Annotated in this window: 10 protein-coding genes and 7 pseudogenes; 12 read left to right on the top strand and 5 right to left on the bottom strand. The window is 44.9% G+C overall.

The features are described 5' to 3' along the window. Positions 1–194, top strand: a pseudogene (locus M979_RS22930) (integrase core domain-containing protein); the annotation flags it as partial. A 64-nt stretch (positions 195–258) separates the two neighbouring features. Here M979_RS22930 and M979_RS23465 read toward each other — a convergent pair. Next, positions 259–950: pseudogene (locus tag M979_RS23465) on the bottom strand (transposase); the annotation flags it as partial. A gap of 169 nt (positions 951–1119) precedes the next feature. Here M979_RS23465 and M979_RS22080 point away from each other — a divergent pair. The 5 genes and pseudogenes from M979_RS22080 to M979_RS23880 all read left to right on the top strand — a co-directional run. After that, positions 1120–1578, top strand: coding sequence for a transposase (locus tag M979_RS22080; RefSeq protein WP_245164815.1), 459 nt, complete (start codon positions 1120–1122; stop codon positions 1576–1578). Between the two features lie 322 nt (positions 1579–1900). Next, the gene (locus M979_RS22075; protein WP_064556423.1) at positions 1901–3121 is read left to right on the top strand and encodes an EAL domain-containing response regulator; all 1221 of its coding nucleotides are present in this window, start codon (positions 1901–1903) and stop codon (positions 3119–3121) included. 113 nt (positions 3122–3234) lie between these two features. Next, positions 3235–3612, top strand: coding sequence for an ArsR/SmtB family transcription factor (locus M979_RS22070; RefSeq protein WP_064556422.1), 378 nt, complete (start codon positions 3235–3237; stop codon positions 3610–3612). Between the two features lie 132 nt (positions 3613–3744). Continuing rightward, the gene (locus M979_RS22065) at positions 3745–4350 is read left to right on the top strand and encodes a helix-turn-helix domain-containing protein (protein WP_064556421.1); all 606 of its coding nucleotides are present in this window, start codon (positions 3745–3747) and stop codon (positions 4348–4350) included. A gap of 73 nt (positions 4351–4423) precedes the next feature. Then, positions 4424–4620: pseudogene (locus M979_RS23880) on the top strand (hypothetical protein); the annotation flags it as partial. 82 nt (positions 4621–4702) lie between these two features. Here M979_RS23880 and M979_RS22925 read toward each other — a convergent pair. The 3 genes and pseudogenes from M979_RS22925 to M979_RS24095 all read right to left on the bottom strand — a co-directional run. After that, on the bottom strand, positions 4703–5308 hold the full coding sequence (locus M979_RS22925; RefSeq protein ID WP_074388704.1) for a helix-turn-helix domain-containing protein: 606 nt from the start codon (positions 5306–5308) through the stop codon (positions 4703–4705). Positions 5309–5344: 36 nt separating this feature from the next. Further along, on the bottom strand, positions 5345–5509 hold the full coding sequence (locus M979_RS24100; protein WP_167350297.1) for a hypothetical protein: 165 nt from the start codon (positions 5507–5509) through the stop codon (positions 5345–5347). Further along, positions 5467–5689, bottom strand: a pseudogene (locus M979_RS24095) (DDE-type integrase/transposase/recombinase); the annotation flags it as partial. The pseudogene M979_RS24095 and the gene M979_RS24100, both read right to left, overlap by 43 nt. On the opposite strand from M979_RS24095, the pseudogene M979_RS22060 reads away from it, so the two are divergent. From M979_RS22060 to M979_RS22920, 6 genes and pseudogenes are all read left to right on the top strand, one after another. Next, a pseudogene (locus M979_RS22060) lies at positions 5681–6328 on the top strand (IS3 family transposase); the annotation flags it as partial. The pseudogenes M979_RS24095 and M979_RS22060 overlap by 9 nt on opposite strands. A 102-nt stretch (positions 6329–6430) precedes the next feature. Then, positions 6431–7588: pseudogene (gene istA / locus M979_RS22055) on the top strand (IS21 family transposase). 66 nt (positions 7589–7654) lie between these two features. Further along, positions 7655–8677: an IS21 family transposase gene (gene istA / locus M979_RS22050; protein WP_064556420.1), complete on the top strand. Its 1023-nt coding sequence runs from the start codon at positions 7655–7657 to the stop codon at positions 8675–8677. Next, complete coding sequence (gene istB, locus M979_RS22045) at positions 8674–9462, top strand: IS21-like element helper ATPase IstB (RefSeq protein WP_037376620.1); 789 nt, start codon at positions 8674–8676, stop codon at positions 9460–9462. The genes istA (M979_RS22050) and istB (M979_RS22045) overlap by 4 nt, the downstream gene beginning before the upstream one ends. A gap of 97 nt (positions 9463–9559) precedes the next feature. Further along, positions 9560–10357, top strand: a complete 798-nt coding sequence (gene istB, locus M979_RS22040) for an IS21-like element helper ATPase IstB (RefSeq protein WP_064556419.1) — start codon at positions 9560–9562, stop codon at positions 10355–10357. Positions 10358–10412: 55 nt separating this feature from the next. Further along, positions 10413–10574 (top strand): annotated as a pseudogene (locus tag M979_RS22920) (IS3 family transposase); the annotation flags it as partial. A 208-nt stretch (positions 10575–10782) separates the two neighbouring features. Here M979_RS22920 and M979_RS24090 read toward each other — a convergent pair. Continuing rightward, positions 10783–10968: a DDE-type integrase/transposase/recombinase gene (locus M979_RS24090; RefSeq protein ID WP_083963959.1), complete on the bottom strand. Its 186-nt coding sequence runs from the start codon at positions 10966–10968 to the stop codon at positions 10783–10785. Between the last annotated feature and the right edge of the window lie 1183 nt (positions 10969–12151).

The following is a 12151-nucleotide window of genomic DNA, read 5'->3' as shown; positions in this document are numbered from 1 at the left end:
AGTTTATCAAGCCGGGTAAGCCGACGCAAAACGCGTTTATCGAACGATTTAACCGAACATACCGGACCGAAATACTGGATTTTTATCTGTTCAGAACGCTGAACGAAGCACGGGAAATAACGGAACGCTGGCTGAACGAATACAACAGTGAGCGGCCCCATGAATCCCTGAATAACCTGACACCGGAAGAGTACCGGCTGATGGCTGAGAAACCGGAAATCTCTAAAAGTGAATGGTACGGATTACAGGGATACTTACAATGTCACCCGCCCATTTCTGGTTCGGAGCACCGGCGTAAAAATCCTGTTTCAGCAGATTGTCATACACCGGAAGGCCATGTTCTCTGTAGCTGACCGGGCTGAACTTCCGGGCCGCTTTTGCGCGAAGTCCCTGACGTCGCAGGCTGGCGGCAATGGTTTTGACGTTGTACTCAGGCAGTTCGTCAGCGAGACGAGGCGCACCATAACGCTGTTTTGCCTCAGTGAATGCCTGACGGACAGCAGCATCGCAGACAAGCCGGAACTGCTGTCGAGGGGTTATCTGATGACGACGCAGCCGCCAGGCATACCAGCCACTGCGGGCAACCCGAAGAACCCGACACATGGCTTTGACGCTGAACTCAGCCCGATGTTTTTCAATAAAGACATACTTCATTTCAGGCGCTTCGCGAAGTATGTCGCGGCCTTTTGGAGGATAGCCAGCTCCTCGTCCCGCTCAGCCAACTGGCGCTTATGGCGGGCAATTTCAACGGACATTTCCTGCTCACGTTCGGAAGAGCAGCGGGCATTGTTAATCTTACTGCGCCATGCATAGAGCTGGGATTCATACAGGCTGAGTTCCCGGGCAGCGGCAGCAATACCGACACGTTCCGCAAGCTTCAGGGCTTCGTTGCGGAATTCTGGCGTGTGCTGTTTGCGGGGCTTCTTATTGGTTGATGCTGGTTTTGTCATGAGTCACCTCTGGTTGAGAGTTTACTCACTTAGTCGTGTGTCCACTATTCGCGGGTAGGATCATGATGCCAACGATGCTCTGGCTATCTGCGAAACAGCATGTCGCCCGGAACTCCATTTCGTCTCTGTTAAATCTACGGAACAACAGGATATCAAAGCCCTGCGAAGTATGGTTGAACAGAGAACCGCGCTGGCTAACCAGCATCGTTCTCTGCTCGCAGAATATGGCATCATTATTCCGGTCGGGATCCAGCGTCTTCAACAGCAGTTACCTGATCTTATTGAAGATGCATCCAATAGCATTACATTCACGTTGCGTCGTTTACTCTCCGCTTTGCGGGAAGATATGCTGGCCCTGAACGACAGGATCACGGGCCTGGATTGCGAAATTACTGCATTGTCGGCTCAGCAGACAAGTTATTGCCATTTATTAACTATCCCTGGTGTCGGGCCGCTGATTGCTGCTGCTTTTATCAGTGAAGTCAATGCCGCCGAGTTCTCAAGTGGCAGAGACTTGTCAGCCTGGAGTGGTCTGGTTCCGCGACAGCATAGTTTTCTGTCACTATTACACATCAAAGGGGTTATCTTTCTACAATCATTCATCATACTAATGAAATTAAAGGTATAACTTTAACTGCATGTATAATAACAATTAAAATCTACAACCTCACATCTTAATGTTAATAACTATGATTGTGTGTTATATAGTTTTGGTGTTTTAAATGTATAGTAGTACACATTTCATTGTTTTTTTACAGTTGCAATAAAACCTACAGGTATTTAAATTGACTTCGTGAATTTTATTTAGAAAAAATTGATACTGATAAAAACAAAATCTCCAGCCAGTATGAATACTTTAGGTCCTGAATAAATATAATCATAATTTACCAAACATCCGTACAATCGATGTTTTAACAAAAACATGACACGTTCGATCAGATGGTGTATTCATGAATAATCCAAAATGGATATTATCCTTTGTTATTGTAGCAGAAAACGTGTTCCATCGACGGGTTCTATGCTCTAAAATAAATAGTCTCGGTTACCATAATATTTTCATGGCCGACTCTTGTGAAAATGCCTTATTGATATGTAGGCAACAAGAAATAGATGTTTTGTTTTGTGAGTTACAGATGCCTGGTATGGATGGGATAGCTCTGATAAGAAATCTGTCTGCTACAGATTTTCGTGGTTCCATTGTTATTTCTAGCTCACTTAAAAAAGAAGTGACAGAAAGCATCTTACTCATGGGAAGAATATCTGGATTACAAATGCTTGGTTCCATAAATAAATATTCTGGTGCAGCACAAATAGATAACCTGTTGACTAAAAAATATGTTTCTCGCGCTCAAACAAATAATAACTATCGTGCAGCGATCACCGAGGAAGATTTGCAGCAAGCCTTGGCGCATGGCGTCATTCTTCCTTGGTATCAGCCGAAAGTAAGTTTTGCTACAGGAGACTGGCTGGGTGTCGAAGCACTTGCTCGATGGTATCATCCAATTCTAGGATACATTTCACCCTCTGAATTCATTCCTCTAGCCGAACAAAGTGGGTTAATAGACCGGCTAACGGAAGATATTTTCTATCAGTCTATAAAAGATGCGAGTGAATGGTATCAAGATGGGTTGCGAATTAATTTATCTGTAAATCTTTCATCATTGTCATTGCAGAATAATGACTTGTTCAACAACCTGCTAAAACACTGCCATAAATGGAACGTTAATCCTGAACTCATTACGTTAGAAATAACTGAGGGGATTTTTATTGAAGATATTAGTCAGTCATTAGAAGTATTAAATCGCATGCGCATGCATGGGTTCCAATTATCTATAGATGATTTTGCAACTGGCTATTCTTTTGTCCAAAAACTGACAATGTTACCATTCACAGAACTCAAATTAGATAAATCATATGTCTCTAATTGCAGGCATAATCCAACAAGTATGGCCGTAGTTGAGTATAGTCTAAAGCTGACCCAAAAACTTGGGCTGAAATCTGTTGCTGAGGGAGTTGAAGATCAATTGACATGGAAAATACTTTCAGAACTTGGATGTGATTTATGTCAGGGCTATTTCACCGCTTATCCAATGCCTAAACAGGAACTTAAGAGTTGGTATTTAAAATGGAAGCGCCAGTTTCTGAATATGCATCTAGAGGAAAATAATTAAAATGTCATATATTGCCCTCTTTTGTAAAAAAATATGAAAATACAACTTAAACTGAGATGAATATTAATCTCTTCACTGTTCTTACTTTATCTTATAAAAGGTTTACATTGTATATGAGTGAAATCATTACACTTCTTAAAGTTAATTCAGAAATGACTGCAACACAACTTTCCCAACAATTGCAAATTTCAGCAAAGGAAACTATTTCGCTGTTACTGAATCTAGAGAAAGAAAATAAAGTTCATCAACTGAATGGCTACTGGTTTGCACGAATGGAGAAAAGTGGTAAAAACCATGGTAATGGTATATTACCGTTGAGAATAATTGAACTTATCAACCAATGGGGTACGGTCTGTTCGACTGAAATTTCTTTTATGATAGGTGCAGATCAGACATCGGTAAATCGCTCCCTGAATCAACTCATAAACAACAATAAGATCACATCAAGTCGCAAGGGTAATATTAATTTCTATACGATCAACTCGAACTGAAAATGAACATTACATATAGATATAGAAGTAAATGCTTATAAAACCAGTGACATTTATCATATTATCGATGCTTTTCATTTCAAATATTAACACTAAATCACTCTTATTAATAGTATAAATAAAGGTAAAACGATGATACAGGCAACTATTAAAGAATCGATGCTAACTGTAGGGGAATATATTGAACTTTCAAAACATGCCTATGTGTCAATTAGAAAAAAAAACCAACGCATCGATTTGATTAAGACAAAAAGTATCTGTTACCTTAAAAAGGGGTGTGTATCTGTATACCGTCTCGATAATAACCTTTTGACAATAAATATTCAGGCTCCTGCTATTCTTGGATTAACTCAAATGAGGAATAATGATAAATATCATTATATCCGTTGTGATGATGATTGTGAAATATGGACGATTGATGCATTAAATGCAACAGATATATTAAACACTTATGATCTTTGGCAGCATGCTTTTGACATTCTTACATGGCATTTGCATTTATATTTTCAAAGAGACATAATGATCATTCACAATAATATTCGAGGAATGATTGATGATCATCTTAAATATATTTGGTCTATGACGCCAAATGTTCGCGCTAATACTTCTATTTATTCATTTATTACATCCCGTAATCATGTTTCGCGAAGCGCTGTTCATAAAGTAATTAAAGAAATGACTGATGCAGATAGAATACTAATTAATAGAGGGAAGCTAATTAAGTATATATCAGAATAACGTTATACTATTGACAAGTGGAGTGCTAATTCTAAGAATTTGTCACATTAAGATTGCTTCAGGTAAAATAAATTATCTGAATAAAATTGTAGAGCAGGAGCACCGGAATATCAAATGGCGAATCCGATCGATGCTGGGATTCAAATCCTTCTGGCTGGTATTGAATTAATCCACATGATGCAGGAGCAGGAGCAATTTCAGCCTTCAACCGGTGTCGCATTGTCGCCGGCTGTTGGCTGCCTGAAAAATCAGGCGTATGACCTTTGCTGACTCGCCTGCGCTAATGCGATAGAGCCTTTAAAATATGAACGATTATTGAATTTTTATTTTCTTTTTTATGAACAACCATATTTTACGGTAACACACAATTTTTTAAAACACCTCGTTGAATGATAATCAAATTCTTACTATGAAGTTCGGTAGCAACTCGGTGTATCAAACTCCTGGATATATGTGTTCTTTCCATAATGAATGGATATATTGATATGGTTTCCCTTTGGGTATGGGGTAATGACCAAATATATTTTATATAATGAATAATAGTGTCTTTTGATGTCTTTTTTGTATTTACATTATCTCGCTCATGTAAAATACGCACACCCCCAGATAGAATATCGAATGCACATCGCCATAAATTATTATCATCCAGGATTGAAATCATATCTTTTTTTTTAATTATATGTAATGTCACATCAGTAATACATCGTAGATAATTAATCATGTTCACATTATTAATTGTTTCTAATCCCACAATATGAGGTGCAAAATAATTTATTATTAATACATCACTTACAGATGAGTAAGCTGAGGCATTCCCCTTACTTAGGTAAATAACATTATCTTTATTATGTAGGTTTATTCTTTGGTTAGGTTTGTAAATGGATGTATGCGATTTATCAGATCGTTGTATTTCATGGCCAATCTTTAAATTTGGCTCGTTGTTTGGTTTTCTATACATAATATATTAATCCAAAGTTGCTGTTGAGCATATCAATTATGGCACTGTAGCATTAGCGCAGGCAAGTCTGCAAAGGTCATACGCCTGATTTTTCAGGCAGCCAACAGCCGGCGACAATGCGACACCGGTTGAAGGCTGAAATTGCCGCTTCTGTATCCACGCCGGAATGATTTGAATCCCAGCATCGATCGGGTTCGCCATTTGATATTCCGGTGCTCCTGCTCTACAAGTTTATTCAGATACTTTATTCTGCCTGACGGCCATCGTTTCTTCATCCGATTTACCAGCGTTGAGAGTGGTAAACACGGCCGTTTTCGTACCAATTTTATCTATGGTCACCATTCTAGGTTCACTGTAATGTCGGATGGCCTTGAGAAAGAAGAAATGAAGTATGTCTTTATTGAAAAGCATCGGGCTCAATTCACCGTCAAAGCCATGTGTCGCTTATTGCGGGTTGTCCGCAGCGGCTGGTATGCCTGGCGTCTGCGTCATCACCAGATAAGCCGGAGACAACAGTTCCGTCTGGTTTGTGATGCTGCTGTCCTGAAAGCATTCAGTGATGCAAAACAGCGTTATGGCGCTCCACGACTTGCGGATGAACTTCCGGCGTACAACGTCAGAACCATTGCCGCCAGCCTGCGGCGTCAGGGACTTCACGCAAAAGCTGCCCGTAAGTTCAGTCCGGTCAGCTACAGCGAGCACGGTCTGCCAGTATCTGACAATCTGCTGAAGCAGGATTTTTACGCCGGAGGCCCGAACCAGAAGTGGGCAGGAGATATCACATACTTGCGCACCGATGAGGGCTGGCTGTATCTGGCGGTGGTCATTGACCTGTGGTCCCGTGCAGTCATCGGCTGGTCAATGTCACCGCGGATGACAGCACAACTGGCCTGCGATGCGTTACAGATGGCGCTCTGGCGGCGAAAGCACCCGGAAAATGTCATCGTGCATACGGACAGAGGCGGGCAGTACTGTTCGGCGGACTATCAGGGGTTGCTGAAGCGCCATAATCTACGCGGGTGTCAGCGCCAGTGATATAAAACCACAAATCGCCATTTAGATTGTCCGCTCCACCCGACATGTAGTTTCCTGATGGTTACCACACCAGAAAAGGAAACCAACATGCTGAGCAGAGAGGACTTTTTCATGATAAAGCAAATGCGCCTTCAGGGCGTTTTCATTGTCGATATTGCTGAGCACATCGGCTGCTCCGAAAGAACCGTCAGGTGGTACCTCAAATATCCTGAGCCTCCGGTCAGAAAAACACGCTTTAAGATGGCTAAACTACGCCCGTTCATGGACTACATCGATATGCGACTGGCTGAGAATGCATGGAATGCTGAAGTCATCCTCCATGAAATCAAAGCAATGGGTTATACCGGTGGGCGTTCCATGTTGCGGTATTACATCCAGCCCAAACGTAAAATGCGTCCGGGTAAGAAAACCGTCCGCTTCGAAACTCAACCCGGCTACCCGCTCCAGCATGACTGGGATGAAGTTGAGGTGGGTGTCGCCGGTGAGCGTTGCAGGGTTAACTTCGCGGTCAATACGCTGGGCTACTCCCGTCGCCTTCACGTCTTTGCCGCCCCCCGACAGGATGCCGAACATACCTACGAATCGCTGGTCCGGGCCTTCCGCTACTTCGATGGCTCAGTCAAAACCGTGCTGGTTGATAACCAGAAAGCGGCGGTACTGAAAAACCATAACGGCAACGTTGTCTTCAACGCAGGCTTCCTGATGCTGGCTGAGCACTATGGCTTCACCCCTCGCGCCTGTAAACCCCAGAGAGCCAGAACCAAAGGTAAGGTTGAACGCATGGTCAAATACCTGAAAGAGAACTTCTTCATTCGTTACCGCCGGTTCGACAGCTTCGCCCACGTCAACCAGCTGCTGGAACAGTGGCTTGATGACGTTGCCGATAAACGCGAACTTCGTCAGTTCAGGGAAACGCCAGAAGCCCGCTTCACTCAGGAGCGTGAGCATCTTCAGCCGCTGCCACATACCGACTTCGATACCAGTTACTTCGACATCAGACATGTGGCCTAGGATGGTTATATCGAAGTGCGCGGCAATCGTTACAGCGTGCCGGAAGCCTGGTGCGGACAACCTGTGTCCATACGCATAACTCTGGACGACGAACTGCGTATCTATGGCCATGAGCAACTGGTCGCTTCGCATCTGCTGAGTTCTGGTGCGCCGGTCTGGCAAACGGTGCCTGAGCATCATGACCCCCTGTGGCAACAGGTCAGCCAGGTGGAGCACCTGTTAGTACCGATGTAAAAATGACCCACATGCCAATGTAAAACAGACCCACCTTGGGTAAAAATGGCAGCTTTGGAGCTGCCTATGTTGACATTGGAGTTACGCGTGGAGATTGCAGTTCTTTTACGTCAGGGCATGTCTATTCGGGGTATTGCCCGGCAGCTTTCTTGTTCCCGGCAGACCGTCCGCCGCTATATTCGGATGCAGGACTCACCTGCTAAAGCCCGTTATTCTGCACGCCTTCCCCGTCCCGGGAAGCTGGACCCGTTTAAGCCCTATATTCTTGAACGGGTTGAAGCGGCCAGACCCCATTGGATACCGGCCAGCGTTATGCTGAGTGAGATCCAACTTCGCGGGTACGCCGGTGGGTACAGCATGCTGACGGCTTTCTTGCTTCCGCTTAAGCAACAGCCGAACGATCCAGTCGTGCGTTTTGAGACGCAGCCCGGTGAGCAGATGCAGGTCGATTTTACGGTGATCAGACAGGGCCGGAACCCGTTGCTGGCATTTGTCGCCACACTGGGCTGGAGCCGGGCAACCTTTGTGCGTTTTTATCCCCGCCAGGATACGGCGGCATGGTGTGACGGCATTGAACAGGCACTTCTGGCTTTTGGCGGTACACCGAAGCACCTGCTGTTTGATAATGCTAAGACCATTATTCTTGAACGTGACGTGTATGGTGAAGGCCGTCACCGATGGAACCCGCCATTACTGGCCCTCGCCGAGAAGTACGGTTTTACTCCCCGAGTGTGCAGGCCTTATCGCGCAAAGACCAAGGGTAAAGTTGAACGATTCAACCGCTATCTGAAGCATAGCTTTGTCGTCCCGCTGGCCACCACGTTTAAACAGGCCGGGCTGCTACTCGATGTCGATTCGGCCAACAGTCGCATCGGGCCGTGGCTTATCACCGTGGCCAATGCCCGTAAGCATGGCATGACCGGTGTTCCACCAGAACACCGGCTGCAACAGGAGTTGGCTGCGCTGCTTCCTCTTCCTCGAGTAGGAAGGACAGTACCCGTCGTCGCGGATAATCAAAGGGTTATGCCAAGAGAGAGTTTTCAACATCCGCTTTCTGTTTATCAGTCACTGCTGGAGGCGGGATTATGAGCCTTCAGCATCAACGTATTAGCGAGCTCTGTGCCGACTTCAAGCTTGAGCGTATTGCCAGTGAGTGGCCCGCGCTTGCCCAAAAAACACTGGAGGATGCCGGGACATTCGGCGACTTTCTGGAACAGCTTCTGCAACTGGAGACGAACAGCCGTAACGAACGTCGCCGGCAGACGCTTTTGCGGTTATCAGGGCTGCCAGCAGTTAAAACGCTGGAGCAGTTCGACTTCAAGTTCGCCAGCGGTGCGCCGCGAGCTCAACTTCAGGAACTCGCTGGACTGGCATTCATCGAGCGCCACGAGAACATTGTGCTACTGGGTCCCTCGGGTGTAGGCAAGAGCCATCTTGCCTGTGCGTTGGCACATAAAGTCGCGATGTCAGGTCAGAGTGTTCGGTTTATAACGGCAGCAGACATGATGTTGCAGTTGGTTGCTGCTCACCGACAGGGTGATCTCAAGGGATATTTAGGGCGCTGCGTCAACAAGCCGCGGCTGCTGGTGATTGATGAGGTGGGGTATCTGCCATTCGGTAAGGAAGAGGCTAATTTATTCTTCCAGGTTGTCGCCCGGCGCTATGAGACCGGAAGTCTGATCCTCACGAGTAATCTGCCGTTTACTCAGTGGTCAGGTACGTTTGGTGATGATGAAACGCTGACGGCAGCAATGTTAGATCGATTGCTTCACCATGCACATATCGTGCAGATAAGTGGTCAGAGTTATCGTCTGAAAGACAAACTGAAAAGTGGTCAGTTAAAGAAATCAAAGGTCACTGAACCACAGGAATAATCATTGGTGGGTGGGTCAGATTTACTTTGGCGGGGTGGGTCACAATTCAATCGGTATTGACACACCGTCCGCTGAGTGCTTATGAGGAGTTACTGTGATGCATGAGCTGGAAACACTGCTGAGCCGCCTGAAAATGGAACATCTTAGCTATCACGTTGAAAATCTGCTGGAGCAGGCAGCCAAAGAAGAGCTGAACTACCGTGAGTTCCTGAGTCTTGCGCTCACGCAGGAGTGGAACGGACGCCATCAGCGCGGAATGGAATCCCGACTAAAACAGGCGCGGCTCCCCTGGGTTAAAACCCTGGAACAGTTCGACTTTACCTTCCAGCCGGGCATCGATCGCAAGGTCGTTCGGGAGCTGGCCGGACTGGCGTTCGTGGAACGTAACGAGAATGTGATCCTGCTGGGTCCACCTGGCGTCGGGAAAACGCATCTTGCCGTCGCACTGGGCGTAAAGGCGGCGGATGCCGGCCATCGTGTTCTGTTCATGCCGCTGGATAAGCTGATCTCCACGCTGATGAAAGCGCGACAGGAAAACCGGCTTGAGCGTCAGCTACAACAACTGAGCTATGCGCGGGTGCTGATCCTGGATGAAATAGGCTATCTGCCGATGAACCGTGAAGAAGCGAGTCTGTTCTTCAGACTGCTGAACCGGCGCTATGAAAAAGCTAGCATCATCCTGACATCAAACAAAGGGTTCGCTGACTGGGGAGAAATGTTCGGTGATAACGTTCTGGCCACAGCGATCTTGGACAGGTTGTTACATCACTCAACGACGCTGAATATCAAAGGGGAAAGCTACCGGCTGAAAGAAAAACGTAAGGCTGGCTTACTGGCAAAAGGGTTCGCGCCAGAAAGTGATGATGAACTGGCGGAAAGCGGTCAGCATCGTTAATAAAAAAGCGGACATCAAAATGGCGAAAAACGGTCTGGTACAGTGGCGTTGACACGGGAGCATGAGTGCCCGTGGCAACTGCTATGATAATGCCTGCGCGGAAAGCTTCTTTCACTCGCTGAAAGTGGAGTGTATCCATGGGGAACGCTTTATCAGCCGGGAAATAATGCGGACGACGGTGTTTAATTATATGGAGTGTGATTACAATCGGTGGTGACGTCACAGCGCCTGCGGCGGACTCAGCCCGGAACAGTTTGAAAACCAGAACCTCGCTTAGGGCCGTGTCCACATTACGTGGGTAAAATCAATGCTCCCGAGTAAGTACCATTCTAAAAGTATGGCACTGGTACTTTAGGAAGGGACGTCCATCACATCACTACAAAACGGGTTATCTGTGGTTTTTCCGGGGCGAAAGGAATCTATTATCACCCGTGTTCATACACCCATTTATCCAGACTTTTCGAGATAAATTCGCTACCATTATTGCTCTGAATGCGCGCTGGCAGACGTTTACCCCGTACCCTGAGAGCCTCCATCACACTGACCACATTCTCGGCTTTCTGAGACTTTCCGGTATAGATCGCAAGGCACTCCCGACTAAAATTATCCATAACAAGATAGCGGGGAAGAGCAATCGCAAGACTATAGTCCGCAGAGCCACACGGTAGAGCGGGCAATGATGAAAGAATATAAAGGCATGACAGTTCGTTACGAAAGTTGTGCTATGTAAATTCTGCAAGGGTCTGCCTTTGTCCAAGTAAAAAGAAAAGAATTTACATAGCGCAATTTAGGGTGGTAATCAGCTTCTATTTTCGCAGAAGATGCGCGGTTTCACCACTGAAAACCCGGTAAAATGATCACTGGCTACACACCTGCAAAGTATCTGCAAAACAAAATGATCTGCATCATTCATAACATTCGGTATATGTTTTGTCATAAAACTACTATTTACGAGTCACCCTCAGAAACCGTTCAGAAGATTCTCCTTCTACTACTAGGAGCACGGATTTGAGTGTCACCTTCATACCATTTCTGAACGCGGTTGACTTAATACTGGTTGCCTCTCTTTGCCAGTTACCTGAGTATGGCAGTAATAGTATGCTTTCACCTACTCCGAGCCTTTTCAGTGCCTCTGTGCGCGAGGAATAATTAACATAACAGGTATGTAATCCATAATCAGTCTTAATATCAGACACTTCACATTCCCTCTTTAAATGTATCGAATTTCAAATGAAAACGATTTTTAATGTAACGAAATAACGGGTTCTGATTTGTACCCCTATGAAACGCAATCAAAAATAGGGTGCATCCATTTTACAAATTCAAAGAATATAAACATTAGAATTAAAAATTGCAATATTAAATAAATCATAAAAACTCCAAGAGAAATTGAGTGAGTATTAATTTCCATGAAGTTTTATGTCCTTAAGAAGCATAAAGTTGTTGCCATATTGTTAATTAAGATAAATTGTGTTTTCCTGTGGATATTTTGTCAACACACTGATAAGTAAAAATAATTGTGGTTACTTGTCTTTTATTTTAACTTTTTTTGTTTATTTTTGGACAAGTTCCAAGAATTCTCATTGTATTTACGAAGAATATGTCCACGCATACACTTTTCACTAAAAAAAACATGTCTGAGTAAAGAATTTATTTGGGTATAGTAGAAGAGAAACTCTATTTTTCATTAAAAAGTAGTGCAGAGTTTTAATTAAAAAATACGCTAAAAAGCAGGGTAGAAATGAAAAAAAACATGAACAATAGCCCCGGTGATGAATCCGGGGTGGCTGTAAG

This window comes from Buttiauxella noackiae ATCC 51607 (assembly GCF_001654865.1).
GTDB classification, from domain to species: domain Bacteria; phylum Pseudomonadota; class Gammaproteobacteria; order Enterobacterales; family Enterobacteriaceae; genus Buttiauxella; species Buttiauxella noackiae.
The sequence above is the reverse complement of the archived record's forward strand: the minus strand, read 5'-3'. Positions and strand labels throughout refer to the sequence as shown.

What these genes read in the sequence shown, in the direction of transcription:
- M979_RS22070 (WP_064556422.1), top strand. Translation starts at nt 3,235, where the DNA reads ATGAGTGAAATCATTACACTTCTTAAAGTTAATTCAGAAATGACTGCA.
- M979_RS22065 (WP_064556421.1), top strand. Translation starts at nt 3,745, where the DNA reads ATGATACAGGCAACTATTAAAGAATCGATGCTAACTGTAGGGGAATAT.
- M979_RS24100 (WP_167350297.1), bottom strand. Translation starts at nt 5,509, where the DNA reads ATGGCGAACCCGATCGATGCTGGGATTCAAATCATTCCGGCGTGGATA.
- istB (WP_037376620.1), top strand. Translation starts at nt 8,674, where the DNA reads ATGAGCCTTCAGCATCAACGTATTAGCGAGCTCTGTGCCGACTTCAAG.
- M979_RS22925 (WP_074388704.1), bottom strand. Translation starts at nt 5,308, where the DNA reads ATGTATAGAAAACCAAACAACGAGCCAAATTTAAAGATTGGCCATGAA.
- M979_RS22075 (WP_064556423.1), top strand. Translation starts at nt 1,901, where the DNA reads ATGAATAATCCAAAATGGATATTATCCTTTGTTATTGTAGCAGAAAAC.
- M979_RS22080 (WP_245164815.1), top strand. Translation starts at nt 1,120, where the DNA reads ATGGTTGAACAGAGAACCGCGCTGGCTAACCAGCATCGTTCTCTGCTC.
- istB (WP_064556419.1), top strand. Translation starts at nt 9,560, where the DNA reads ATGCATGAGCTGGAAACACTGCTGAGCCGCCTGAAAATGGAACATCTT.
- M979_RS24090 (WP_083963959.1), bottom strand. Translation starts at nt 10,968, where the DNA reads ATGGATAATTTTAGTCGGGAGTGCCTTGCGATCTATACCGGAAAGTCT.
- istA (WP_064556420.1), top strand. Translation starts at nt 7,655, where the DNA reads ATGTTGACATTGGAGTTACGCGTGGAGATTGCAGTTCTTTTACGTCAG.